Raw genomic sequence first — 25041 nt, forward strand, 5'->3', positions numbered from 1 at the left:
CTAGCATGTATGGATATTTGGGTTTTCTATACATTTCCATCCAACCCGCTATGGCGCAACACGAAACTCTTGCATGACGGAAGACCAGCTAGAACGCGAAACCCTGGCCTGGCTGCAAGACGTGGGCTACACCCATGCATATGGCCCCGACATCGCCCCCGACGGCCCCGCGCCCGAGCGCGGCAACCACCGCCAGGTGCTGCTGGTGGGCCGGTTACGGGCGGCGATCGACCGGCTGAACCCTGCTGTGCCTGCCGGTGCCAAGGAAGACGCATTACAGCAGGTGCTGGACCTGGGCTTGTCGGTGCTGCTGGCGGCCAACCGGCACTTCCACCGCCTGCTGGTCACCGGCGTGCCAGTGCAGTACCAGCTAAACGGCGACACGCGGGGCGACTTTGTGCGGCTGGTGGACTGGGCAAACCCTGCGCAGAACGATTGGCTGGCGGTCAACCAGTTCAGCATCCGCGGCCCGCGCCACACCCGGCGGCCCGACATCATCTTGTTCGTCAATGGCCTGCCGCTGGTGCTGCTGGAGCTAAAGAACCCGGCGGATGTGAACGCCGATGTGTGGAAGGCGTACGAGCAAGTCCAGACCTACAAGGAGCAGATCCCGGATGTGTTCAAGACCAATGAGATTTTGGTCATCTCCGACGGCACCGAGGCGCTGCTGGGCTCGCTGAGCGCTGACCCCGAGCGTTTCATGGCCTGGCGCACCATCGACGGGGCCACGCTGGACCCGCTGGGCCCCTTCAACGAACTGCAAACCCTGGTCCGCGGCGTGCTAGCCCCAGCCTATCTGCTGGACTACCTGCGCTACTTCGTGCTGTTCGAAGACGACGGCACGCTGGTGAAAAAGATTGCGGGCTACCACCAGTTCCACGCCGTGCGCGCGGCCATTGGGCAGGTGGTGGCGGCATCCCAACCGGGCGGCAGCCAAAAGGGTGGCGTGGTGTGGCATACACAGGGCAGCGGCAAGAGCATCACCATGACCTGCTTTGCCGCCAGGGTGATGCAAGAGCCCGCCATGCAGAACCCGACCATCGTGGTCATCACCGACCGCAACGATCTGGACGGGCAGCTGTTTGGCGTGTTCAGCCTGGCGCAGGATTTGTTGCGCGAGCAGCCGGTGCAGGCGCGTACCCGGCAGGAGCTGCGGGCGCTGTTGGGGAATCGCCCGTCAGGCGGCATCGTGTTCGCCACCATCCAGAAGTTCATGCCGGGGGAGGACGAAGACACTTTCCCCGTGCTGTCCGACCGCCACAACATCGTGGTGATTGCCGACGAAGCGCACCGCACGCAGTACGGGTTTGAGGCTAAATTAAAAGAACGAAAAGTGCCTCCCGTTTCGAATGGATGGGTGCAAGCAGCTACGAATGTCATAGCAACAGGCGACGGCGTACCCAATCCCCACCACGCGGCCTTCGAGCCACCGCCTTTCGTCACCCAGCGCTACCAGGTCGGCTATGCCCAGCACCTGCGCGACGCACTGCCGCACGCCACTTTCGTGGCCTTCACCGGCACGCCCGTGAGCAGCACCGACCGCGACACCCGCGCCGTGTTTGGCGACTACATCCACGTCTACGACATGCAGCAGGCCAAGGAAGACGGTGCTACGGTGGCCATCTATTTCGAAGCCCGCTTGGCCAAGCTGCGACTAAAAGACGATGACTTATTGCAGATCGATGACGAGGTCGACGCGCTAACCGAGGACGAAGAAGACAGCCAGCAAGCCGCCCTTAAAAGCCGATGGGCCGCGCTGGAGAAGGTGGTGGGCGCGGAGCCCCGCGTGGCGAGTGTGGCGGCAGACCTGGTGGCGCACTTCGAGACCCGCAACGCGGCCCAGCCTGGCAAGGCCATGGTGGTGGCCATGAGCCGCGACATCTGCGTGCACCTGTACAACGAGATCGTGCGCCTGCGCCCAGGTTGGCACGACTCCGACCCTGAAACGGGTGCGATCAAGATCGTGATGACCGGCAGCGCTAGCGACCGTGCCCTGCTGCGCCCGCACATCTACAGCTCGCAAACAAAGAAGCGGCTGGAAAAGCGCTTCAAAGACCCCACCGATCCGCTGCAGATCGTCATCGTGCGCGACATGTGGCTCACCGGCTTTGACGCGCCTTGCGTGCACACCCTGTACGTGGACAAGCCCATGAAGGGCCACAACCTGATGCAGGCGATTGCCCGCGTCAACCGGGTGTTCAAGGACAAGCCTGGCGGCCTGGTGGTGGACTACATCGGTATCGGCAACGAGCTGAAAGCCGCCATGAAGGAATACACCCAGGCCCAGGGCCGGGGCCGCCCCACGGTGGACGCGCTTGAAGCGTACAGCGTGCTGATGGAGAAGATTGACGTGCTGCGCAGCCTGCTGCACGGCTTTGACTACAGCGGCTTCCTGACCGGCGGCCACAAAACCCTGGCCGGGGCCGCCAACCATGTACTGGGCTCACAGACCGGGCCCACCCGCGACGGCAAGAAACGTTTTGCCGACAACGCCGTGGCCATGGCCCGCGCCTTCACCCTGTGCTGCACGCTAGACGAGGCCAAGCTGGTGCGCGAAGAAGTGGCTTTTATGCAGGGCGTGAAGGTCATCCTGACCAAGAAGGATGCCACCGCGCAGAAGCGCAGCATGGAATCCCGTGACCTGGCTGTCCGCCAGATCATCAACCAGGCGGTGGTGTCTGATGCAGTGGTCGATATCTTTGATTCCGTGGGCCTGGACAAGCCCAACATTGGCCTGCTGGACGACGCATTCTTGGCCCAGGTACGCAACCTGCCCGAGCGCAACCTAGCCGTGGAGCTGTTGCAGCGCTTGCTGGAGGGCGAAGTCAAAAGCCGCTTTGCCAGCAACGTGGTGCAAGACCGCAAGTTTTCCGAAATGCTTGCGAACGTGATCACCCGCTACCAAAACCGATCCATCGAGACCGCGCAGGTGATGGAAGAGCTGGTGCAGATGGCCAAGGAGTTTCGTGCAGCGTCTTCACGCGGTGAGACCTTGGGCTTGACCGAAGACGAGGTACGTTTCTACGACGCGCTGGCCGCCAACGAGTCCGCCGTGCGCGAACTCAGCGACGAGACCCTGAAGAAGATCGCCCACGAGCTGACCGAGAACCTGCGCCAAAACCTCAGCGTGGACTGGTCCGAGCGCGAGAGCGTGCGCGCCAAGCTGCGGTTGATGGTGAAGCGCATTCTGCGCAAGTACAAGTACCCGCCGGACCTGCAAGACAGTGCGGTGGAGCTGGTTTTGCAGCAGATGCAGGTGATCGGGGAGGACTGGGTGGTGTGACCATTCAGACCTTCATACCCCTATGGGCAGTAAGTGGACACCCAAGCCCTTCGTGGCGTTTTTCCGAGTCTGCCGTAAGAAGTACTTATAGAGCCGTGCCCAGGCTACCGCTCTCATGACGTGCCGAATTCCGATTTCAATGACTTGCTAATCGGTATATTTATAAGTTTCGGTTATTGGTTTGACTTTTTTCTAGCGCACTGAACTATTGTCTCCGCAACATTCAACGCCCTATTCGCCGATGCCATTACTTCCAGATTATTCACGGCAATTTCGTCTAGTCGAGCGTTGATATGCAATAGGTGCTCCATTATTTCATCTTGAATATTTTGATTCATTCTTACCTCTCTTAGTCTTAAACTAGCAGCCTCATATCTGAAGTTCAATGCTTTTTTAAAAAGTATGCGGCCACGCAGATCTGAAATAAAAAATAGCTCAAATAGGAAGATTGGATAACCATTGCGAAAGTTCACCATAGGCAGTGCAGCATTCAGGCTATGGCCGGCAAGTTGCGCCACACGCATTTGACTTTCACTCATGAGCGTGTTTGTACCGCATGTTCAAAAAAGTTCTACCACTTCCACATGACGCAGCAATCGTTCCAGACATGCAACATGACTTGCGCCCAGGCGGTTAATCGGGGGCACTACCTGGGGAATCATGCTCACGACGCGGCAAAGAAGGTGATTGGTCCTATGCACACCTTGGCTAAACAACTCTCAACTTAGATTCATTAGCCCTGCTCTTACGCTTAGGGCCTAAAAGCACCTGCTATAACTGCGTACTGCATCCATAAGAATAACAAAAATTTGATAGGTATTGAGAGTTTAAAAACAACAGATTTTTCCAAAACGCCTCAATCTCTCGAAAAACAGATGACAAACAACATAAAACAACGAAGAACACGAAATTTATTAAAATTACCACCAATAAAACCGCAATAAATCCGCAAATTTAAAGCAAATAAGTCGCAATAAATATACAACAACGGGCCTCGGATCAACTATTCAGCAGCCGCCTTCGCGTCTTCAGCGCTTAACTCCAATTCGCCCAAACTGGAACTACCAATAGATGACACTCCAGCTTTTTCAAGAATATATTTTTCAATATTTGAAAGAAATGGACGCAGAGCGTCGACACTTCGAGGCCGGTAGCCTTCAGCAGTCGCACTTGGAAGATGGCCCATTATTTGGGCAATGGCACCCGCAGGGGCACCTGCGGCTTCGCCAAACAGTGAGAATGAACGCCGCAATCCGTGATTGGTCAGCCGGTCAATTCCAGCGATTCCCAACACCTTGGCATGGCTGGCACGAGGATCAGTGAGGTGCCCACTTTCGGACCTACTTGCAAAAACGAACTGATTAATCCGTGGCAACCTTTTGAATTGCGCTGCAAGGTAATTCGTTATGGGAATGGTGCGAGTCGTTTCGACTTTGTCCGCGAGCTTCATTTTTTTCCAACGAAAATCTACATCCACCCATTTGAGAGCGGCCATTTCCTCACGCCGCGCACCAGTTAAGAGCAGCGCTTTTAGATAGACACCCACAGTCAGGTTGGTAAGTCTTTCGATTCCGGAAAACCATCCAGGTAACTGAGCTACCTCTATGCAGTCGGTGCGTTTAGTCACCTGAGGTAAGACTTCAACAATGGCTGCCGCTCGACCAGCTTCACGATCAGTCAACTCACGATATTCGGGACGCGCAGAGCACCACCGCAAAAACCCACGAAACATCATCAGAGCTCGGGCGGCCTGATGCTTGCCTTTCAACTCCTCGCTGTCATACCAGTACTTAAGAGAGTCTGCACTAACATCTGCCAGTCGCAACGCAAGCAGAGGGTAAATAGGACCGGGCCGGGTCAATCCTTGACCGCGTTTCTTCTTTAGTCCACCCGGTGCCGCCATCAAATCCAAGTCAGCACGATAGCGAGGCTTCCAGGCATCCCTGCGCTTGGGGCGTCCCTCGCTTAAGTACCTAGGCCAGACGGCTCCAACCGTCAAACTACTGCGCTTATCGGCCTCATTCTTTGCAAGATCACTCGCAATATTTTCAGCCTTCACTTTACGCGGATCACGTCCTTCGTCAATTTGGCGTTGTAGCTCGCGAGCCTTAACTTGCGCATCAGAAATACTCCATGCGGAAGGACTACCAATAGTCAGGCGGACTGTCTTCCCCTGGTATTCAGCTTGAAATACATAAGCGGGCTTCCCTGAGACAGTCATACGCAATCCGAGCCCTGGGGTTGATAGATCCCAAAGAAACGCCTGCGTCTTACCAACCGGACACTTAAACGAGCCCACCCTACTGGCCGTAAATGCGATCTTTGCCATGCTGCTCCCTAGAAGCCTTACGTCACTCAGGATGTAAGGGCTGATGTAAGGATATTTAACCAAAACAGATCAACATTCATGGATTCTTGCCGCAGCAAAAATAAGAAAAAGTTGTTGATTTTTAACGATTTTATACCAAAATACCAACACGCATGAATGATCATAGAAAGTACACACTGCTCATTCGTAATGAGAAGGTCGGGTGTTCGATTCATCTCTCCGGCACCACTCTTAAAAAGCCCCTGGCTGTCATGGTCAGGGGCTTTCTTTATGTAGCTGATGTGTAGCCCTGCGAGAATTATTATCTCGCCCACAGGTTCTTACAACCTAACCGCCCAAAGTCGATGGCGTTTTGAGCACCAAAAACTGCACCAGCAGCAACGCCAAATACACGGCCGCGCCCATCCCCAAAAAATTAAATATCCTGAAAGTGTTTCTTTTCAGCGGAGACATAGCCGGATGTTGAGTCAACGTAACGTCATTCGCTGGCCCTTCGTCGCTTCGAGCATGAACGAACCCTGGCAAAGCAACATTAATCGAGCACATCTCGATTCCAACAAACTCCCCTGGTGCTAACGTGTCGTAGATAACAACATAGCGGTTGTCATCTTGCGGCTTTATAGTTTTGTCCCGAAGCGGCCAAAAGTTGATGAACATTGGTGGGAAATTAAGAACAATTTCAACGTTGTTGGCCGTTTTATTACCCAAATTGTGAACCACGACTGAAGCCGTTTGCAGTTGTTGATTCGGTGAAATTTGCACCCCTTGGGGATTGACCAAAGGCTCGTTGATATGAAAAGTGTGCGCATGCCTAACAGCTTTGATCAACTTAGGCTTCCCTCGTTGGGGGGAATTCAACAACCAAGCAATAAACGGCACCAAAAGTGAAACTATCTCCTTGGCGTTAGTTTGAAAAAACTCCATTCCTACCTTTCATTGGTTTAATTTTCACAAGTTCAAATCCTCGACTCCCTCAACAGCGAGTCTAGGCGAGATGCTGCAAGAGATAGGCCATCTGGCGCGACATGGGCATACCTCTCGACCATTGATTGTGTTTTCCACCCACCCAAACGTTGCAGTTCATGCGTTGGAGTACCCGCCTCTCTGTGCCAAGTGGCGAACGTGTGGCGTAAGTCGTGCCAGCGAAAATCCTCAATTCCAGCCCGCTGCAGTGCATTGCGCCAAGCCTTCGTATTTACCTGATCGACCGGCTTACCGTCGTATGTAAAAACATAGGTCGAATGGTCACCCTTCCGCTTGAGCAGCACAGCCATAGCTGCTTCATTCAACGGCACAGCGTGTGCTCTACCGTTTTTGTGCTGGTCTGCTGAAATCCATAGGTGACGACGCTCCAGGCTGATTTGTTTCCACTGGAGCCGCTTCACGTTTGCCTGGCGCATGCCGGTGGCCACTGAAATTCGGGCCATGTCCGCCAGGTGCTCGGGCAACTCAGCCAGCAACCGGGCGTACTCATCCCGCGTCAATGACCGCAGTCGTCCAGCGCCATCGCGCAGCATGCCGACCTTGGGCACGCGATCAAGCCACTCCCATTCGATACATGCCTGCCGAAGAATCGCCCGAACCAAGGCCATGTAGCGATTGCAAGTTCCAGGCGCAACCTCCTTAGCGCGCAACGCTTTGACCTGGTCGAGCAGCGCCCGATTAATATCGATCAAGGCTTTCCCCCCTAGATGGGGGTGGAACCATCGCAACATCGAAATATCCCAGGCCTGCGTTTTCTTGTGGGTTGTCTCCAGCAGCCATTTAGCCGCAGCATCGTCCCAGGTGTGGCGCGGCTTCACGCCTAATTTGTCCTGTTCCCAGCGTTCAGCTTGGAGCTTGTCGTGGTACTGCTGTGCGGACCGCTTATTGGCCGTTCCCGTGCTAATTTGTAGCGGCTTTAGCTCGCCCTTGATCGGCGACAGTTTCAACCACCAAAACGAGGAATTAGGGCGCTTGTAGAGGCTCATACAAACCCTTCCTGCATGTCCCTATCCAACATCATTGGATCGCCCTTGATGTGATAACTGTAGGGCTTGATGCGTGTGGGGTAACCGGGGCGAATCAAGCGGTCCACGACCTCATGGTAATCACCACCAACTACCGATAGCAGCAGGTTGACCAACTTACCGCAATGTTGCTTGGCGTTTTCAACGGCAGCATCGAACGTAATTTGTGCCCCCTTAGCAATGGTTTTTATGACCGACTGCTCTTCCGAGAGGAAGGCTAAACAGGGATAGGCACCCGCCAGGTAATGTCCTGGCCGCGTCAAGATGTCATAGGGGATCAATCGATCCTGTGCCCGCCATTCAACCTCGAACCGAGCCCAAGGGCTAGACGCATCGCCGAGCTGCTTTCCTTTCTCGTAGATGCGTGCGTATTTGCCGCTTTGGCGGTTGCCGATGCCAAGGGTGCGGCCCTTGCTAGATTCATCACCATCTAGCCAATCGCCCATGCATTGATTGGATGGTTTGCGACCACCCGCCGTGAATCCGCCATCCCGATACTGTTGCACTGCCCAAGCGATATTGACGATCTTGCCGTCGAAGTCGTCATAGCAGGCATCCGCACGTTTGATAACGGCCCGATTGGCCTCAAGCCAAGCAGACAATTTCGGCCAGGAACTAACCATTGAGCAGCCTTTGCCCATCAAGCTGAAATAGACGCGCCCACGCTGGCTCTCACCGCCCCAAGCAATCATGCCCGCACCATCGCCAAATTGCGCGGAGTGGCGAAAACCGAACAAGCCTCGACGTTGCTCCAAAGTGCCAACCTCGATAAATTGGCTCATCTGCTCCACCACCCAGACGTAGGAATGCTCGTCAGGTGGTACTACCGAAAAGGCAAGCGCATCGATCAATGCCACGCCAGGCGACGAAGAAGCCAAAGGCTCCAAGTGCCGAAGAATGGAAATTTCATTACTGCGGCTGGCGACAAATTCGATCCGTTCACCGGTATCGCTATCCACAGGATACGGTCTTGCCTGATCGTCGTTTCTCCCCGTGGTTACTACACGGGGCATCGGCTGCGCGTCGTCGCAGTCCCCCGCGAGCGGGACCCTCACGCCGCGCGCGCAGCCTTGCTCTTTTGTCGAATCTTGAGAATTTGGGTAAAACATGCGAACTCCAGATGTGGGGTTCGCAGCAATGCAGCAGCGAACCCGGGTTAAGGGATTCGCAAAAGCATTGGTTACCAATGGTCCGGTATCAGGGCTATTCGCCCACACGATACAAATGTCAGACCGGGTGTTTTTGTGACCGGGACACCAGACCCGTTATTTGCAACCTAGATGCTATGCGAACCTCTTGATGAACGTCAAGGGTGTGTTGTGAAATCACACCTGACTGGCATCTGCATCGTCAGGATCGTTGTCTTCTGGTCGCCGAAAAGAGTACGTCACACGCTTACCTGGGAGATCGTAGGTAGCGATGACTTTGAAGCGCCCACCAAGCAGGCGGGTCAACATTGGATCGTCGGAAAGCTTGTCTGCAATACCCATCACGTAAGGTTGCGCTGCTTGGGTTGATAGTGGGATGGTGGCCTTTTTTTTCATAACGCATCTTCCGAGCCGATAGTGTCATGGGCTGGTGTCGAAAGACCCACTTGCTTAACAATGGAAAGGACTTCCGCGACGCTTCGCTGCATGGGGGCCACAGCCCCCATACCCCCAATGTGCGATGCCCCTTTACGCCTTAAAAAATGTCCAAACATATGTAGCTCCGATGTTGCCAAGTGACAGCAAAAAATTCGGAATACACATCAAGGCCCCTTGTGGAGCACCGCCGGGAGGCCTTCGTAATGAGAAGGTCGGGTGTTCGATTCATCTCTCCGGCACCACATACCAAGAAGCCCGCTACGGTTAAAAGTAGCGGGCTTTTTCATGCCTGAAAGCAAGTCAGACAAGCTTTTCTCTGACAAGGCTATAATCATAGGCTTTACTGAATTTTGCGGGTCCCTTCAAGGGTTGGCAGGACGAGGTAAATTACTTTTACCGCCACCTTCATGGATGGCGAGGTGCGGCATCTGCCGTTAATTGGCTAGGATGGCTTGTCTGCTGCCCCGGCTCTGATTGGAGTGTCCTCATGGCACGCGTATGCGAAGTAACGGGCAAAGGCCCGATGACGGGGAACAATGTCTCCCACGCCAACAACAAAACCAAACGTCGGTTCTTGCCGAACCTGCAATACCGCCGCTTCTGGGTCGAAACAGAAAACCGTTGGATCCGCTTGCGCATCTCCAACGCCGGTCTGCGTTTGATCGACAAAAACGGTATCGACTCTGTGCTCGCCGATCTGCGCGCACGTGGCCAAGCATAAGGAGCTGAATCATGGCAACCAAAGGCGGACGCGAAAAAATCAAGCTGGAATCTACAGCGGGTACGGGGCACTTCTACACCACGACCAAAAACAAGAAAACCATGCCCGAGAAAATGTTGATCAGCAAGTTTGATCCCAAAGCTCGTAAGCATGTGGACTACAAAGAAATCAAGCTGAAGTAATTCAGACTGGTCTTTGTACCCAACGAAAACCCGCCCGATACGCAAGTGTCCCGGCGGGTTTTTCATTGCCTGCCGATTGCTGCTGTCGGGGACAGGGAAAACCCATACCGCCTAAAATCAATCCGTGACATCCATACTCAACGCCGACCTCCATTGCCACTCGGTCGTATCCGACGGCACGCTTACTCCCGAACAACTCGCGGCCCGCGCCAGCGCCAACGGCGTCGAGCTGTGGGCCTTGACCGACCACGACGAGGTGGGTGGGCAGCAACGTGCTGCGGCGGCCGCCAAAGCACACGGCATGAAGTACCTGACCGGAGCCGAGATTTCAGTCACGTTTGCCAATGAAACCGTGCACATCGTCGGCCTGGGTTTTGATGCCAACAGCCCGCTGATGCGCCAAGGCCTTGAAGCCACCCGAGGCGGTCGCGGGCAGCGTGCCATGGAAATGGCGGCGGGCCTGGCGGCAGTGGGTATTCCCAACGCCTACGAGGGCGCACTTAAGTTTGTGGGCAACCCAGAACTGATTTCACGCACCCATTTCGCCCGCTTTCTGGTCGAGTCCGGCGCGTGCACCGACACCTACGAGGTGTTTCGTAAATACCTGACCGAAGGCAAACCCGGCTACGTGCCGCACCGCTGGGCCTCGCTCAGGGATGCCGTTAACTGGATTACCCAAACCGGCGGTATCGCCGTGATTGCCCACCCCGGCCGCTATAAATTTACCGCCAACGAAGAATACGCCCTGTTCAGTGAATTCAAGGCCCACGGCGGGCGCGGCGTCGAGGTCGTCACGGGCAGCCATACCGTGGCGGAATACGTGGAATATGCCGATGTGGCCCGTGAATTTGGCCTGGCCGCTTCGCGTGGCAGCGACTTCCACAGCCCGCTGGAGAGCCGTACCGATCTGGGCACCCTACCCTACTTGCCCGGAGATCTCACTCCGGTGTGGGAACTGCTGGCGGACCGTATTCAGTGAGCCGACCCGGCTCTGCCCTCACCGGCATTGCGCTGGTGATGGCGGCAGTGGCGTGCTTTGCCACACTGGACACCACCACCAAATGGACCACCGCCAGCGTGCCTTTGCTGATGGCATTGTGGTTCCGCTACGCCTTCCAGGCCGTGGTGACCACGGCCACCATGCTGCCAGTGCGTGGCCGGGCTTTGCTGCGCACGGCGCATCCTAAATTCCAGTGCCTGCGCGGCGTACTGCTGCTGCTGACCAGCCTGTTTGCGTTCTTCAGCCTCAGGTTCATGCCGGTAGGCGAGTTCACTGCGATTGTGATGGTCACGCCACTGGTCATCACCCTGGTGGCTGCGGTGCTGGGCGAACGCGTGTCGGGCCTGCGCTGGCTGCTGGTGGCGGGCGGCTTTGTGGGAACGCTGGTCATCATCCGGCCCGGCGGCGATACCTTTGCCTGGGCCATGCTGCTGCCGCTGGCGGTGGTGGTGTGCAACGCCTGGTTCCAGGTGCTCACCAGCCGCCTCGCCCGCTCCGAAAACCCACTGACCATGCATTTCTATACCGGCTGGATTGGCACCGTGGTAGCCTCGCTGGCTGTGCCTTTCGTGTGGGAAACCATCACCGACTGGCATTTGTGGCTGGGCATGGTGGTGATGGGCCTGACAGCCAGCATCGGCCATTTGCTGCTGATCCTGGCCTACGCCCGCACCCCGGCGGCCACGCTGATGCCGTTTTTGTACGGGCAGATTGGTTTTGCCATGATGGGCGGTTGGCTGGTGTTTGACCATGTACCCGACCTGTGGGCCACACTGGGCATTATCCTGGTGGCTATTTGCGGCGCTGCCGGAGCCTGGCTGACCGTGCGGGAAAGCCGCATTACCGTGCAACCCGCCGAATCTTAAAATCAAAACTCTATGGCACAGCATTTCGAAATCCACCCCGACAACCCCCAGGTCCGCTTGCTCAAACAAACCGTGGCCCTGCTGGGCCAGGGCAAACTGGTGGCGGTGCCTACCGACTCCAGCTACGCGCTGGTGTGCCACCTGGACGACAAAGCCGCGGCTGACCTGCTGCGCCGCACCCGGGGCGTGGACGACAAGCACCACCTGACCCTGCTGTGCCGCGACCTCAGCGAGCTGGCCAACTATGCGCGGGTGGACAACAAACAGTACCGCCTGCTAAAGGCCGCCACGCCCGGCCCGTACACCTTCATTCTGGAAGCCAGCAAGGAAGTTCCGCGCCGCCTGAGCCACCCCTCGCGCAAGACCATTGGCCTGCGCGTGCCAAACCACAAAACCCTGCAAGCCTTGCTGGAACTGCACGGCGGCCCGCTGCTGGCCACCACGCTGATTCCGCCGGGCGAAACCGAGCCGCTGAACGACGCGCACGCCATCCGCGACATGTTCGAGCACCAGATTGCCGCCGTGCTGGATGCCGGAGCCTGCCCGCTGGAGCCCACCACCGTGATCGATCTGACCGAGATGGGAAGCGGCGGCGACCCGGTGCTGGTACGCCAGGGCCGGGGCGACTTGGCTTCCATCGGTTTGTAATTTTTCACCTTTCTGAGACACCTCCCCGTGGATATTGCCAACCTGATCCAGACCGTCCTGGTCTATGCCCTGCCCGTGCTGTTTGCCATTACCGTGCACGAAGCCGCACACGGCTATGTGGCCCATTACTTTGGCGACAGCACAGCCTACCGTCTGGGCCGCATCACGCTCAACCCGATGAAGCACATCGACCCCATCGGCACGATTCTGATGCCACTGATGCTGTACTTCGCCACCTCCGGCACTTTTTTGTTTGGCTACGCCAAGCCGGTGCCGGTCAACTTTGGCAAGCTGCGCAACCCCAAACGCGACATGGTGTGGGTGGCCCTGGCGGGTCCGGGGGCCAACCTGATCCAGGCCTTTTTGTGGGGCGTGTTGATGTATGTGCTGGTGGCTACCGGCACCACCGAGCCGTTCTTCCTGAAGATGTGCAAGGCAGGCATGCTGGTCAACGTGGTGATGTTTGCCTTCAACCTGTTCCCGCTGCCGCCGCTGGACGGAGGCCGCATTCTGGTAGGGCTGCTGCCCTACCGCCAGGCGGCCATGGTGTCGCGCATTGAGCCCTGGGGGTTTTTCATCGTGATGGCCCTGGTGATTTCCGGCATCGTCAGCACGCTGTGGATGCAACCGGTGATGGGCCTGACCTTTGGTCTGCTGGACATTTTGCTAAGCCCGTTGAACTTTTTGATCCGCTGATTTTTATGACCACCTCCCGTGCGACTTCCCGCGTCCTCACCGGCATCACCACCTCCGGCACTCCCCACCTGGGCAACTACGTGGGCTCCATCCGTCCCTCGGTACGCGCCAGCCTGGCCCCGGGGGTCGAGAGCTTCTACTTCCTGGCCGACTACCACGCGCTGATCAAGATCGACGATCCGGCGCGCATCCAGCGCTCCACCTTGGAAATTGCCGCCAGCTGGCTGGCCGCCGGGCTGGACCCGAGCCGCGTGGCCTTCTACCGCCAGTCCGACATCCCCGAAATCCCCGAACTCACCTGGCTGCTGACCTGTATGACGGCCAAGGGCCTGCTCAACAGGGCCCACGCTTACAAGGCCTCGGTGGACAAAAACACCGCTGCCCTGGCCGACCCGGATGCCGACATCAACGCCGGCCTGTTCATGTACCCGGTACTGATGGCCGCCGACATCGTGATGTTCAACGCCCACAAAGTACCGGTAGGCCGCGACCAGGTTCAGCACATCGAGATGGCCCGCGACATCGCCCAGCGCTTCAACCACGCTTACAAGGGCGACTACTTTGTGCTGCCCGAGGCGCTGATCGAAGAGTCGGTAGCCACCCTGCCCGGCCTGGATGGCCGCAAGATGAGCAAGAGCTACGACAACACGATTCCGCTGTTCGCGCCAAAAGCCGAGTTGCGCCGGCTGATTGCGGGAATCAAAACCGACTCGCGCGCCCCCGGTGAGGCCAAGGACACCGAGGGCTCGGCCCTGTTCCAGATCTACCAGGCCTTCGCCAGCGAAGCAGAAACCGCCCAGCTGCGCCAGGCCTATGCCGACGGCATTGCCTGGGGCGATGCCAAGCAGGTACTGTTCGAGCGCATCGACCAAGAAGTCGCCCCCATGCGCGAGGCCTACCAGCGCTACATGGACAACCCCGGTGAGGTGGAAACCATTCTGCGCGCCGGAGCGCTCAAGGCCCGCCAGACCGCCACCCCGTTCATCGCCCAGCTGCGCCACGCCGTGGGCCTGCGCGACCTGAACGCTCAAGCCACGCACAAATCTGCCAAGGCCGCTAAAACTGCATTACCCAGCTTCAAGCAGTACCGCGAGGCGGACGGCAAGTTCCACTTCAAGCTGGTCGATGCCCACGGGCGCTTGCTCATGCTCAGCGCCGGGTTTGATGCGCCCAAGGATGCGGGCACGGCGGTCCGCCAGTTGCAGACCGAAGGCATTGCCGCCCTGGGCACGCTGCAACCTGCCGACGGAGTCACCTTGGACGAGGTGACCCAGGCCTTGGAAGCGCTCCAGGCGGCTTAAAAAGTGCCTGGGTAGGCACCTCCATCGGCCAGCACGTTCTGGCCGGTGATGTAGCCCGCATGCGTGCTGCACAAAAATGCGCAGATAGCCCCAAATTCTTCCGGCGTACCGAAGCGCTGGGCCGGAATGGCCTGGCGGCGCGCATCGGCCAAGGCCTCCAGGCTTTGGCCGGTCTTGGTGGCTGCGCTCTGCATGTTGCCGCGCAGGCGATCGGTGTCGAACGCGCCCGGCAGCAGGTTGTTGATGGTCACGCCCTGCGCCGCCAGCGGACTGCGCGCCACACCGGCCACAAAGCCCGTCAGGCCGCTGCGCGCACCGTTGCTAAGGCCCAGCACGTCGATGGGCGACTTCACCGCGCTGCTGGTGATGTTGACAATCCGCCCAAAGCCCCGCGCCGCCATGCCGTCCACCGTGGCCTTGATCAGCTCGATGGGGGTCAGCATGTTGGCATCCACCGCTTTAATCCAGGCCTCGCGGTCCCAGCTGCGGAAGTCGCCCGTGGGCGGACCGCCCGCGTTGGTGACCACGATGTCAAAGTCAGAGCGGATGGCGAACACGGCCGCCCGGCCTTCTGGCGTGGTGACATCTGCAGCACAAAATAGCACGCTAGCGCAGGTGGTGCCTACACTATCAGCTATTAATTGCGTAGCAACCGCTTCCAGCACCGCTGCGCCGCGCGCCACGATGAGCACGTTCACCCCCTCGCGCACCAGCGCCTGCGCGCAACCCAGCCCCAGGCCTTTGCTGGCCCCGCACACCAAGGCCCAGCGGCCTGCTATCCCGAAGTCCATTCGTTTCTCCTTGATTCAACGCCCGCTGCGGGTAAACACATAAATCCCGGCGACCACCAGCACCGTGCCGGCCGCCACCCAGGCGGTAAACGGCTCGCCCAAAACCACCACGCCCATCAGAATGGTGGACAGCGGCCCCACCATGCCCACCTGCGCGGCCAGTCCGGAGCCCAGGCGTTCGATGGCCATCATCACCATCAACACCGGGGCGGCGGTGCAGGCAGTGGCGTTCAGCACCGACAGCCAGATGACTTCGGGTGCCACCAAGGCCGCCGACATTGGCCGCAGCAGCACAAACTGCAACAAACACAGCAGGCAGGCCACGGTGGTCGCCAGGCCAACCAAGCGGATGGAGCCCAGGCGCTGCACCATCTGGCCGCTGTACACCAGGTAAATGGCGTAGCTGATGGCGCTGCCGAACACCAGCGCTGCGCCTAGCCCGGCGTTCGTGCCCTGGAGGTTGATCTCGTGGCCAAACACCAGCACCACACCGCCGTAGCACACGGCCATGCCTAGGGCCTGGATGCGGGTGATCGGCTTGCGGTACAGCAGCCAGCCCAGGGCGACGACGATGGTGGGGTTCAGGTACAGGATGAGCCGCTCCAGCGAGGCGCTGATATAGCCCAAGCCCGCAAAATCCAGGAAGCTGGCCAGGTAGTAGCCGGTAAAGCCCAGGCCCAACACGCCCCACCAGTCTTTGCGCGTCAGCGGCGGTTTGCCACGGCTGGACCACCAGGCCATGGCGGCAAAGATGGGCAACGCAAACAGCATGCGGTACATGATGAGGGTGACCGCATCCACCCCGTAGCGGTAGGCGAGCTTGACGATGATGGCTTTGCCGCTGAAGGCGATAGAACCGATGAGGGCGAGCAACAAGCCCGATGCTCTATTTTTTGTAGCCACTGGTGTAGGTAGGATATGCGTTAGAAGCCTATTTTAGGATCAATGGCAACACCCCTGCATCGTGTTTGGCGTGGCCCGCCATCGCCAGAAACACCGCAGAACTGGCAATGCCCGGCTGCTGGTGTTGCCCCCTGCATGTCGTATCGGTTTTTCAAACCGATACGAGGGGGGGGGTGGCGAAAGATGCACAGCACTGCAGCCTGGGGGTGAATAACTATCTACTCTAGTGGCGGCGTGGTGGACAGCACTTCGTCTAGTGTTGTTAAGCCCTCTGCCACGCGCAGCGCACCGGCCAGGCGCAGCGGGCGCATGCCGTCGGCTACGGCCTGGCGGCGCAGCGCGTCGATGCTGGGGCTCTGGTTGACCAGGCCCTTGAAAGCTTCGGACACGGTGAGCAGCTCGTACACGCCCATGCGGCCTAAAAAGCCGGTCATTCGGCAGTCCACGCAGCCCACCGGCTTGTAGGGCGTGTACCCGGCGTTGATCTTCCAGGGCTTGATGGCGGCGGCCAGAGTGTCGCGGGCCAGGGCCTCGTCGGGGGCGCGGCAGGACTTGCACAGGGTGCGCACCAGGCGCTGGGCCAACACGCCCAGCACGGTGGCGTTGAGCAGGTAGGCGGGCACGCCCAGCTCCATCAGCCGGGTGAGGGCCGAGGGCGCGTCGTTGGTGTGCAGGGTGCTGAACACCAAGTGGCCGGTGAGCGCCGCCTGGATAGCCATCTCGGCGGTGGCCAGGTCACGGATTTCGCCCACCATGATGATGTCCGGGTCTTGCCGCATCAGGGCGCGCAGGCCTTCGGTGAAGCCAAAGTCGAGTTGCGGCTGCACCTGGGTCTGGTTGAAGCTGGGTTCGATCATTTCGATCGGGTCTTCCACCGTGCTGACGTTGACTTCTTCGGTGGCGACGCGCTTCAGGGTGGAATACAGCGTGGTCGTCTTGCCCGAGCCGGTGGGGCCGGTGACCAGGATGATGCCGTGCGGGCGTTTGACCAACGCCTCCCAGCGCTGGGCATCGTGCGGGGTGAAGCCGAGTGCGTCCAGGTCTTTCACCGCAGTGTCGGGGTCAAAAATCCGCATCACCATCTTCTCGCCAAACGCCGTGGGCAGGGTGGACAGGCGCATTTCCACCTCGTCGCCGCGCGGGTTGCGGGTTTTGATGCGGCCGTCCAGCGGGCGGCGTTTTTCCACCACGTCCATGCGGCCCAGCAGCTTGATGCGGGCCACCATGGCGTTCATCACGGTCATGGGCATTTGGTAGACCGGGTGCAGCACGCCGTCGATGCGGAAGCGGATCACGCCCTGCTCGCGGCGCGGCTCCAGGTGGATGTCGCTGGCGCGCTGGTTGAAGGCGTACTGCCAGAGCCAGTCCACCACCTGCACGACGCCCTGGTCGTTGGCGTCCAGCTGCTTGCTGGTTTTGCCCAGCTCCACCAGTTGCTCGAAGCTGCCTGCGCCGACGTTGCCACCGGCCTTCTGCACCGCCTTGACCGACTTGGCCAGGGCGTAGAACTCGGCGGTGAACTTGTGGATCTCCAGCGGGCTGGCCACCACCCGGCGCACGGTGCGGCGCGCCTGGCGCTCCACCTCGCCGACCCAGTCGGTGATGAACGGCTCGCTGGTGGCCACCACCACCTCGGAGGTGGTGACCTGCACCGGCAGCACCTTGTGGCGCTCGGCGTACACCGCGCTCATGGTGTCGGCCACCTTACCTACTTCCACCTTCAGCGGGTCGATGCGCAAATACTGCAGCCCGGCGCGCCCGGCCAACCATTGCGTCAGCAGCTCCATGTCCAGCGGTTTGCCGTCGCGCTCGCGCAGCATGGCCACGCTGGCCAGGCGTACCAGGGCGGGCTGGGCGCTTTCGGCCTGGGAGCAGCGGGCGATGGTGCGCTGCTGCTCGCTGGGGGCGATCACGCCGTCTTCGGCCAGCCAGCCGACCAGCAAACGCCAGGTGACGGGGCCTTGGTAGCCATCAGCGGAAGATGTTTTCAATGGCTCTAAGGTCTTCATATTTAGTTCCAAAATAGGCAATAAGGCTCGCCGAATCACACCTCAGCGTCATCGCCACCGTTCCAGAAATACCGTGGAACCGGCTTTGCCGGGCCACTGGTATTGCCCCCTGCAAGGGGGTTGGCGCTGCCACACGCAGTGGGCAAGCCTGGGGGTGTTCCGTTCACGCAATGACGGGTTTAAAAACTTTGAGCCATTTCGCGGCAGGCAGGCCCCAGCGGGTCTGGATCACATCGGCGCGCTCCACCATCGCCTCGCGGCTGGGCCGGGTGGGGTTGCGCTGGGCCAGCACCACGGTGTTGCCTTCGCGCGTGGGTTTGAAGGCCCACACCGACTCGGCCCCAAAGGCGACGGTGATTTTTTCCAGGCTAGCGGAGTAGCTGCTGGATTCGCCGAACAGGTTGACGGTCATGCAGCCTTCCTCGGTGAGCAGCTTGCGGCAGTCGGCGTAGAAGTCGGCACTGTCCAGCACGGGGGCGGCGGCATCTTCGTCGTACAGGTCCACCTGCAGCGCGTCCACGGTGCCCGCCCAGTCGGTGTTCTGGATTTTCAGGGCCGCGTCACCCAGCACGATGTGCAGGCGCTCGTCGTCGGGCGGCAGCTTGAACCAGAAACGGCAGGCCGAAACCACCTGCGGGTTCAGCTCCACGGCGGTGGTGTTCATGCGCAGCTTTTTGCGGCAAAACTTGGTCAGCGCCGCTGCGCCCAGGCCCAGCTGCATGGCGTGGCGCTTGGCCACGCTGCTGGGCGGCACAAACAGCAGCCAGGCCATCATGCGCTGCACGTATTCCAGCTCGATCTCGTACGGCGTGTCGAGCAGCATCGAGCCCTGGACCCACTCGGTGCCCAGGTGCAGGGTGCGCACATCGCCGTAGTCGCAAAAGTTGACTTCGGGCAGGGTGGAGGTTGCGCTTGCAACAGATTTACGGGCCATCAAATTAATCCAAATTGTTCAAATACATCCCGCCACGCGGCCAGTTTGCGCTCAAAGCTCCAGCTGGCATTGGCCGGACTGGTGGATGGCAGGCGCACCGTGGGCAGGCCCCAATCTTCCAACTGCCCTGTGTGGCGAAAACTCTCGGCCCCATTGTGCGCGACGGCCCGCAGCTGAGGGCAGCGATGACGCAGGGCTTTGAAGTCATTCACCTCGGCATTGCGAATCTTGGCATCCAGGCTGCCCTGGCGCTCGCAACTGGCGTACACGTCCCACAGGCCCACGCCGTGCGACAGCATCCATTCGCTACGTTTTTCATAGCTGCTAGCGTAGATACTCTCTGCGCCCGAGGCAAAAATGGCTTGCAAAATCCGCCAGAAATGGTTTTGCTTGTGGCCGTAGTACTGCTGCGCCGCCAGCGATGCCGCGCCCGGAAAGCTGCCCAGCACCAGCAAACGGGTGTCGGCGGATACGAGCGGCGGCAGACCGACCAGCCGCATTGATCGACTCATGGCAACAGGGCTTTCAAACGCGGCAAGGCGGCCAGTGCGTTGGCGGTGGTGGCGGCTTCGATTTCAGCCACCGGCACCCCGCGCAACCCGGCCAGCACAGCACCGATGCGCGGCAACTCCAACGGTGAGTTGATGCCCTGCGGCTGGCCCGCGGCGCGCTGGGCGGCGGTGGTGTACAGCCACTGGGGCGGAATATCGGGCGCGTCGGTTTCCAGCACCAGGGAGTCGAGCGGCAGGCTGGCAGCCAAGCGGCGCAGCTGGTTGGCTGCCTCGAAGGTCATGGCCCCGCCAAAACCGAGCTTGAGCCCGATGTCGATACAGGCCTGCGCCTGCTGCGGGCTGCCATTGAAAGCGTGCGCAATCCCGCTCCAGCGCCCGCCTGGCCCGGCCACGGCACGCAGGTGTTTCAGCACATGGTCGGCGCTGCGGCGCACATGCAAGATCACCGGCAGGCCGTGCTTTTTGGCCAGCTTGAGCTGGGCGCGGTAAAAGTGCTGTTGGCGCGCCAGCAGCGCAGGCTCTTGCAACGCGGGCACAAAGTAGTCCAGACCGATCTCGCCCACCGCCACCAGGTGCGGATCGCCACGGTGGGTGGTCAAAGCGGCATCCAGCAGGTCCAGGTCGCCATCCTGGGCGCGGGCCACAAACAGCGGGTGGATGCCCAGCGCGTAGGCATCGCCCGTTTGGTGGGCCAGCAGCCGCACGGTGTCGAAGTTGGCGGCCAGCACACCCTGCAAAACACATAACGCTACATTTTTGATAGCTGCTTGCGCACGTAAATCATGCGCCAGCGTATGATTTTCTTTAAATTCTGGGGCATCCAGATGGCAGTGCGTGTCGATCCACATAAGGGGCCGACTGTACCCCTTACCTCCGCATCAGGGCCGGGTGTCGTCCAACTCCGGCATCTCCAAACCGTGTGGCACGGTGATGGCATCCAGGTCGTGGTGGCCGTGCAAAAACAGGGTGGCGTTGTCCAGGTCTTTGGCGGTAACGCCAGACTTCAGCGCCGACACAAACTTGCGCCAGGCCAGGTCTGGCTGGCCCAGTTGGAAGCCGTAGTGGTGGTAGTCGCCATGCAAGCCACCGCGTACCGCCATCACCTGCATGTGCGATACCTCGGAACTGCCGAGCTGGATCTGTACCCCCGACCAGACGCGCAAGGGCACGTCGCTTTTCGCATGGGCCTGGAAACCATCGTCAGACAACTCGACCACCTGCAGGTCGATGGTCTGGTCGCCCACCACCAAGCTGCCCCGGCACTTCAACGAATAACGCTGGTGCTGGCGCAGCCCCTGCCCCCCTGCGCTGGGCGCGGCCACGGCGGGTAGCACGGCCTGGTAGTCCGGCATGTGGGGCGTGCCATACGTGGCGGCCAGCAACATCTTTTCACGCTCGGACAAATGGGCAAACACCTGGGTCCGCTGGTTGAAAAAATAGTCCAGCATCTCGGGGGTCATTACCGGATCGTTGGTAGTGAAATACCGGCGGGTCGGCAAGATAATATTTTTAAGCTTGGTTTTAATGAAATAAAAATACAGGTTTTTACGTTTCGGTTTACCGCCGTATATTTTTTTGAATAGTTTGGGGGCCTGGGTCAAATTCAGCGTGGCCCCAATCGCCGGTGCGCCATTGGCAAAGTCGTAGTTTTGCACTGCGTGTTTTTGTAGCCGCTTGAAAAACAGCAGCGACTCGTACATCTCGATCCGGTCCGGGTTCACCGCAATCACCAGGTGGCTGGTGTCGAAAAATGCGGTGCTGTACTGGTACATGAACTTCATCAGCGGGAACAGGATGGAGCCACCACTTTTGCGGAACCGGGGGTGCACCGCCAGAGCCGATATTTCGGCGATCTTGCCGCGCTCGGCATGGACCGCGTTCAGGTCAAAAATCGCCTGCATGGGGAAACCAAAACTGCTCTGGCGGATCAGTGAAATGGTGCCCACCACTTCACCGTCAAACTTGGCGCACAGTGTGGTGGTGGTCGGCAGCGCGTGGTACACCGTAGCCCGCAACCCGGATGGGTCGGGTTGCATGAAACCACTGCCCACATAGGCATCGTGCAGCAGCTTGAAACAGGCTTCCAACTCGTCCTGGGTGTCGGCGATTTTCAGCACCAGCCGCGCATCGGGATTTGGGTCGCAATCCACAAAAGACCGGTAAATGGAAAACCGCAGTGGACGGGGTAAAAAGGCAAAGGCCTTGCGCAGGCTATGGCGGACGGCTGTGCGGGTACGGGATGCGCGCGAATGCTTCATGGATACGGTATCTAATTATTATTAATATGCGGTGCTTATTTTTTAAATCAACTATTATTTTATTTGGCCCATATTTTTACATAATCAACACATACCACACAAAATATAACAATTAATACCCGCACCATGGATATACGATTTTCCCATGCCCGCTCCCGGCTTTTAGGCGCAGGCTTGCTGCTGGGGCTGCTGTGCCCATCGCCGGTGCTGGCAGATGCACCCACAGACTGCGCGGCCGCCGCATCTACCGCCTGCTACTTCGCCTTCACGCCTGCGGGCGGCGCCGGGCGCATGCATTTTTATGCCTCGCTGGCTCCCGGTGCGCGCACGCCCACCGCGGCGCTGGTCGCCGTGCACGGCCATCCGCGCGATGCCAACAAAACCTTTAATGCCGCTCTGGCTGCCGTGCAGCACGGTGGCGGATTAGACCGCAGCATGGTAGTGGCACCGGTGTTCCAGGTCGATGCGGCAGATGCCGCCCCATGCCATACGGCAGGCGTGCCCGAGGCGCAAGACGGGGATCTGCTGTGGATCTGCGCCTCGTGGATGGCCGGTGGCCGGGCGCACAATGCACGCAATGAAGCAGGGCTAACCTCGTTCGCCGCGCTGGACGCGCTAGTGGTGGAGTTGCACCGGCAGTGGCCCAGTCTGCAAACCATCACCATCGCCGGGTTTTCTGCCGGGGCGCAGATGGTGCAGCACTACATCGGTTTCGCAACTGCGCCGCCGCCGGGTGTCGCGCTGCGCTACGTGGTGGCCTCCCCCGGCACCTGGCTGTACTTTGACCCTGGGCGGCCCTTCGCCGATGGGGCCTGCGCCGCGCAAAACCGTTGGAAATACGGCACCGACGATCTGCCCGCCAGCCTGCCCCGCAGCGCAGCCCAGGCACGTGCCCACTACGCCCAGGCCGACATCCACTACCTCGCTGGCGCGCTGGACAGCAGTGCGGCCCGCGGCAGCTTCTACCCCATCCTGGACACATCCTGCGCCGCCAACGCCCAGGGGCCGTACCGGCTGCAGCGCGCGCTGGCCTATGCTGCGTACGACCGGGCTCAGGTGGCACCAGCCCTGCAGCGCACGGTGACGGTGGTACCGGGCTGCGCGCACGATGTGGGCTGCGTGTTTGGCGCGGCAGAGGCGCGGCTGGTGTTGCTGGGGCCATGACGACCCCAGCACCCTGGCACGCAAAAAACACATCTACAGAATGGTGAAGCTATCGCCACAAGGACCCACTACGATAGGTTGCAAATCGATCTCTTGGACGGTAATGCGGCTTTAATTGCAATGAAAACGTTCCAACGCCGCGCTGGTATAAAGGCGTAACAGTCTCGTAAACCCTATGCCAAGCCTCAAATTCTCAATTCGCCACCAGTTGCTCATCCTCGGTGCCGTAGCCACAGCGTCAATTTGGACGGGTGCGCTGCTCCAGTATCTGCAACTGCGCGCGCAATCAGCGCAATTGACCGCCGTGCGCGCGGACCTGGCCAGCGCCACCCTGTATTCAGAAGCCGCACGCATAGCCGCGCAGGAACGCGGGCTCAGCAACGGCTGGCTGTCGCAAACGGCACGCACGAGCCCGGCCGAGTTGGGCGTCGTGCGCCAGCGGCTGGACGAGCGTGTGGCGACCCTGTTTGTTGCGCCCCTGGCCGCAGACCCGGCCCGCGCCACACCGCCGCCAGCGGTCAGCGCGCGAACCGACCAGCTCGCCCAAGTGCGCGCGCAAATCGACCGGCGCGAGCTGGTGCCTGCGGATGCTTTCAACTTCTACACTGCGTTGACAGCGGCCATCCAGGACACCGCGGCTGGGCGCCTGGCCAGCGGTATGGTCACCGTCGGATTGCCCTACGAGCACGTCAACCACCTGCAGCGCACGGCGGAGCTGCTGGCGCAGATGCGCGGCACCACCAACGGCGCACTACGCGCCGCGCAACTGCTGCCGCAAACCGAAGCCACGCTGGCACGCGAGCTCGTGCTGTACGACGAATCTCTGCACCTCTACCAACGCTCGGTGCCCGATGCCAGGCGCGTGCAACTTGCTGCTGCGCTCGACGCACCCGCCGTGCACAGCGCGGTCGACCGCGTGCGCAATATGCTGTCGACGCACGGTCTGGGCGCCGTCGGTCTCGACGCGACAGGGTGGTGGTCTCTGGCCACGGAGGCAGTTGACACGCTGCAGCAGGCTGCCGAGCACGAGTCGGCGTCGATGTCGGCGCTGGCGGACCAGCGCATCGACGAATTGGAGCGGCGCTTGCGCTGGACCGTGGCGGCGCTGGTCATCCTGGGTATCGTCACGGTGGTGCTGGTGCTGAGCACGGTCGGCCGCATCGTCAGCGGCCTGGACCGTCTCATCGAAGGCCTGGACACCGTGGGCGACCGCCGCAATTTCAATGCCCGCATCGACGAGAGCAGCCGTGACGAATTCGGCACCATCTCCGGCAGCATCAACAGGCTGATCGCCATCGCAGGCAGCGTCGTTGATGAGCAAGAAGTCCTGAGCCTGACCGATCCGCTTACCGGTGCGGTCAACCGGCGCGGCTTTGACCAGCAATTGGCTGCGCGCACCACCACCGCACGGGTCCATACCACCCCGCTGTCGGTCGTGATGATTGACGTTGACCACTTTAAGTCGGTGAACGACACGCTGGGCCATGCATGCGGAGACGAAGTACTGAAGGGGCTGGTACAAGTGTTGCAAAAAGTACTGCGGCCAGACGATGTGCTCGCTCGGTTTGGCGGCGAAGAATTTGTGGCCTTGCTGCCTGGTTGCCCGCTAAAACAAGCGCTCGGTGTGGGCGAGAAGATGCGCGCGGCCGTCGAAGCCCACGACTTCGATATCGGCCGCAAGGTGACGGCCAGCTTCGGCATCGCGCAATGGACGCACGCCCAAACGCCGGCTGCGTTGATCGCCAGCGCCGATGCCTGCCTTTACGCCGCGAAAGCGGCCGGTCGCAACCGGATCAGTTCCACCGCAGAAGCTGAGGCCCCGCACTGAACCGCGGTCCCAGACATCCAT

The 25041-nt window shown here is 59.8% G+C and carries 23 protein-coding genes; 10 read left to right on the forward strand and 13 right to left on the reverse strand.

The window, feature by feature from the left end:
* Positions 1–73: 73 nt before the first annotated feature.
* Positions 74–3283: a type I restriction endonuclease subunit R gene (locus AC097L_RS12085; protein WP_479586671.1), complete on the forward strand. Its 3210-nt coding sequence runs from the start codon at positions 74–76 to the stop codon at positions 3281–3283.
* A 173-nt stretch (positions 3284–3456) separates the two neighbouring features.
* On the opposite strand, the gene AC097L_RS12090 is transcribed toward AC097L_RS12085, so the two are convergent.
* From AC097L_RS12090 to AC097L_RS12115, 6 genes are all read right to left on the reverse strand, one after another.
* Positions 3457–3822 (reverse strand): hypothetical protein, encoded by a 366-nt coding sequence (locus tag AC097L_RS12090; protein ID WP_479586672.1) that lies wholly within the window; start codon positions 3820–3822, stop codon positions 3457–3459.
* Positions 3823–4286: 464 nt separating this feature from the next.
* Positions 4287–5612: a tyrosine-type recombinase/integrase gene (locus AC097L_RS12095; protein WP_479586673.1), complete on the reverse strand. Its 1326-nt coding sequence runs from the start codon at positions 5610–5612 to the stop codon at positions 4287–4289.
* A gap of 327 nt (positions 5613–5939) precedes the next feature.
* Positions 5940–6536, reverse strand: coding sequence for a hypothetical protein (locus AC097L_RS12100; RefSeq protein ID WP_479586674.1), 597 nt, complete (start codon positions 6534–6536; stop codon positions 5940–5942).
* Between the two features lie 32 nt (positions 6537–6568).
* Positions 6569–7582: a tyrosine-type recombinase/integrase gene (locus tag AC097L_RS12105; RefSeq protein ID WP_479586675.1), complete on the reverse strand. Its 1014-nt coding sequence runs from the start codon at positions 7580–7582 to the stop codon at positions 6569–6571.
* On the reverse strand, positions 7579–8730 hold the full coding sequence (locus tag AC097L_RS12110; RefSeq protein ID WP_479586676.1) for a replication initiation factor domain-containing protein: 1152 nt from the start codon (positions 8728–8730) through the stop codon (positions 7579–7581). Before AC097L_RS12110 ends, AC097L_RS12105 begins: the two co-directional genes overlap by 4 nt.
* A gap of 216 nt (positions 8731–8946) precedes the next feature.
* Complete coding sequence (locus AC097L_RS12115; protein ID WP_479586677.1) at positions 8947–9165, reverse strand: hypothetical protein; 219 nt, start codon at positions 9163–9165, stop codon at positions 8947–8949.
* A 529-nt stretch (positions 9166–9694) separates the two neighbouring features.
* Between AC097L_RS12115 and rpmB the strand changes: the two genes are divergently transcribed.
* From rpmB to AC097L_RS12150, 7 genes are all read left to right on the forward strand, one after another.
* Positions 9695–9928, forward strand: a complete 234-nt coding sequence (rpmB, locus tag AC097L_RS12120; protein WP_295958977.1) for a 50S ribosomal protein L28 — start codon at positions 9695–9697, stop codon at positions 9926–9928.
* An 11-nt stretch (positions 9929–9939) separates the two neighbouring features.
* On the forward strand, positions 9940–10110 hold the full coding sequence (gene rpmG / locus AC097L_RS12125; protein WP_076198758.1) for a 50S ribosomal protein L33: 171 nt from the start codon (positions 9940–9942) through the stop codon (positions 10108–10110).
* Between the two features lie 124 nt (positions 10111–10234).
* A complete protein-coding gene (locus AC097L_RS12130) occupies positions 10235–11089 on the forward strand; it encodes a 3',5'-nucleoside bisphosphate phosphatase (protein ID WP_479586678.1) in 855 nt (284 codons plus the stop codon).
* On the forward strand, positions 11086–11976 hold the full coding sequence (locus tag AC097L_RS12135; protein ID WP_479586679.1) for a DMT family transporter: 891 nt from the start codon (positions 11086–11088) through the stop codon (positions 11974–11976). Before AC097L_RS12130 ends, AC097L_RS12135 begins: the two co-directional genes overlap by 4 nt.
* Positions 11977–11988: 12 nt before the next feature.
* Positions 11989–12624: an L-threonylcarbamoyladenylate synthase gene (locus tag AC097L_RS12140; RefSeq protein ID WP_479586680.1), complete on the forward strand. Its 636-nt coding sequence runs from the start codon at positions 11989–11991 to the stop codon at positions 12622–12624.
* 27 nt (positions 12625–12651) lie between these two features.
* The gene (locus AC097L_RS12145) at positions 12652–13320 is read left to right on the forward strand and encodes a site-2 protease family protein (RefSeq protein WP_479586681.1); all 669 of its coding nucleotides are present in this window, start codon (positions 12652–12654) and stop codon (positions 13318–13320) included.
* 5 nt (positions 13321–13325) lie between these two features.
* Complete coding sequence (locus AC097L_RS12150; RefSeq protein ID WP_479586682.1) at positions 13326–14621, forward strand: tryptophan--tRNA ligase; 1296 nt, start codon at positions 13326–13328, stop codon at positions 14619–14621.
* Here the strand turns inward: AC097L_RS12150 and AC097L_RS12155 are convergent.
* The 7 genes from AC097L_RS12155 to AC097L_RS12185 all read right to left on the reverse strand — a co-directional run bounded on the left by AC097L_RS12155 (position 14618) and on the right by AC097L_RS12185 (position 22028).
* Positions 14618–15412: an SDR family oxidoreductase gene (locus AC097L_RS12155; protein ID WP_479586683.1), complete on the reverse strand. Its 795-nt coding sequence runs from the start codon at positions 15410–15412 to the stop codon at positions 14618–14620. The two genes, AC097L_RS12150 and AC097L_RS12155, sit on opposite strands and share 4 nt — an antisense overlap.
* Positions 15413–15427: 15 nt before the next feature.
* The gene (locus tag AC097L_RS12160; protein WP_479586720.1) at positions 15428–16330 is read right to left on the reverse strand and encodes a DMT family transporter; all 903 of its coding nucleotides are present in this window, start codon (positions 16328–16330) and stop codon (positions 15428–15430) included.
* Between the two features lie 203 nt (positions 16331–16533).
* A complete protein-coding gene (gene tfpB / locus AC097L_RS12165) occupies positions 16534–18324 on the reverse strand; it encodes a type IV pilus assembly ATPase TfpB (protein WP_479586684.1) in 1791 nt (596 codons plus the stop codon).
* 163 nt (positions 18325–18487) lie between these two features.
* Positions 18488–19258 carry a class I SAM-dependent methyltransferase gene (locus AC097L_RS12170; protein WP_479586685.1) on the reverse strand — a complete coding sequence of 257 codons (771 nt, stop codon included), beginning with the start codon at positions 19256–19258 and terminating at the stop codon, positions 18488–18490.
* Complete coding sequence (locus AC097L_RS12175; RefSeq protein WP_479586686.1) at positions 19258–19770, reverse strand: DNA-deoxyinosine glycosylase; 513 nt, start codon at positions 19768–19770, stop codon at positions 19258–19260. Before AC097L_RS12175 ends, AC097L_RS12170 begins: the two co-directional genes overlap by 1 nt.
* Positions 19767–20618: a TatD family hydrolase gene (locus AC097L_RS12180; protein WP_479586687.1), complete on the reverse strand. Its 852-nt coding sequence runs from the start codon at positions 20616–20618 to the stop codon at positions 19767–19769. The genes AC097L_RS12175 and AC097L_RS12180 overlap by 4 nt, the downstream gene beginning before the upstream one ends.
* A 30-nt stretch (positions 20619–20648) precedes the next feature.
* Positions 20649–22028 carry a GNAT family N-acetyltransferase gene (locus AC097L_RS12185; RefSeq protein ID WP_479586688.1) on the reverse strand — a complete coding sequence of 460 codons (1380 nt, stop codon included), beginning with the start codon at positions 22026–22028 and terminating at the stop codon, positions 20649–20651.
* 126 nt (positions 22029–22154) lie between these two features.
* On the opposite strand from AC097L_RS12185, the gene AC097L_RS12190 reads away from it, so the two are divergent.
* Together AC097L_RS12190 and AC097L_RS12195 are read left to right on the forward strand one after the other, a co-directional pair.
* Positions 22155–23192 (forward strand): hypothetical protein, encoded by a 1038-nt coding sequence (locus AC097L_RS12190; protein WP_479586689.1) that lies wholly within the window; start codon positions 22155–22157, stop codon positions 23190–23192.
* A 175-nt stretch (positions 23193–23367) separates the two neighbouring features.
* Entirely contained in the window at positions 23368–25020 is a 1653-nt protein-coding gene (locus tag AC097L_RS12195; protein ID WP_479586690.1) for a GGDEF domain-containing protein, read from the forward strand.
* Positions 25021–25041: the final 21 nt, after the last annotated feature.

This window comes from Rhodoferax sp. RT5P35, from assembly GCF_056521385.1.

Bases quoted from the DNA above. Each gene is read 5' to 3' on its own strand.
- AC097L_RS12190 (WP_479586689.1), top strand. From the start codon at position 22,155: ATGGATATACGATTTTCCCATGCCCGCTCCCGGCTTTTAGGCGCAGGC.
- AC097L_RS12100 (WP_479586674.1), bottom strand. From the start codon at position 6,536: ATGGAGTTTTTTCAAACTAACGCCAAGGAGATAGTTTCACTTTTGGTG.
- tfpB (WP_479586684.1), bottom strand. From the start codon at position 18,324: ATGAAGACCTTAGAGCCATTGAAAACATCTTCCGCTGATGGCTACCAA.
- AC097L_RS12140 (WP_479586680.1), top strand. From the start codon at position 11,989: ATGGCACAGCATTTCGAAATCCACCCCGACAACCCCCAGGTCCGCTTG.
- rpmB (WP_295958977.1), top strand. From the start codon at position 9,695: ATGGCACGCGTATGCGAAGTAACGGGCAAAGGCCCGATGACGGGGAAC.
- AC097L_RS12155 (WP_479586683.1), bottom strand. From the start codon at position 15,412: ATGGACTTCGGGATAGCAGGCCGCTGGGCCTTGGTGTGCGGGGCCAGC.
- AC097L_RS12175 (WP_479586686.1), bottom strand. From the start codon at position 19,770: ATGAGTCGATCAATGCGGCTGGTCGGTCTGCCGCCGCTCGTATCCGCC.
- AC097L_RS12105 (WP_479586675.1), bottom strand. From the start codon at position 7,582: ATGAGCCTCTACAAGCGCCCTAATTCCTCGTTTTGGTGGTTGAAACTG.
- AC097L_RS12085 (WP_479586671.1), top strand. From the start codon at position 74: ATGACGGAAGACCAGCTAGAACGCGAAACCCTGGCCTGGCTGCAAGAC.
- AC097L_RS12110 (WP_479586676.1), bottom strand. From the start codon at position 8,730: ATGTTTTACCCAAATTCTCAAGATTCGACAAAAGAGCAAGGCTGCGCG.
- AC097L_RS12180 (WP_479586687.1), bottom strand. From the start codon at position 20,618: ATGTGGATCGACACGCACTGCCATCTGGATGCCCCAGAATTTAAAGAA.
- AC097L_RS12090 (WP_479586672.1), bottom strand. From the start codon at position 3,822: ATGAGTGAAAGTCAAATGCGTGTGGCGCAACTTGCCGGCCATAGCCTG.
- AC097L_RS12115 (WP_479586677.1), bottom strand. From the start codon at position 9,165: ATGAAAAAAAAGGCCACCATCCCACTATCAACCCAAGCAGCGCAACCT.
- rpmG (WP_076198758.1), top strand. From the start codon at position 9,940: ATGGCAACCAAAGGCGGACGCGAAAAAATCAAGCTGGAATCTACAGCG.
- AC097L_RS12095 (WP_479586673.1), bottom strand. From the start codon at position 5,612: ATGGCAAAGATCGCATTTACGGCCAGTAGGGTGGGCTCGTTTAAGTGT.
- AC097L_RS12170 (WP_479586685.1), bottom strand. From the start codon at position 19,258: ATGGCCCGTAAATCTGTTGCAAGCGCAACCTCCACCCTGCCCGAAGTC.
- AC097L_RS12150 (WP_479586682.1), top strand. From the start codon at position 13,326: ATGACCACCTCCCGTGCGACTTCCCGCGTCCTCACCGGCATCACCACC.
- AC097L_RS12195 (WP_479586690.1), top strand. From the start codon at position 23,368: ATGCCAAGCCTCAAATTCTCAATTCGCCACCAGTTGCTCATCCTCGGT.
- AC097L_RS12185 (WP_479586688.1), bottom strand. From the start codon at position 22,028: ATGAAGCATTCGCGCGCATCCCGTACCCGCACAGCCGTCCGCCATAGC.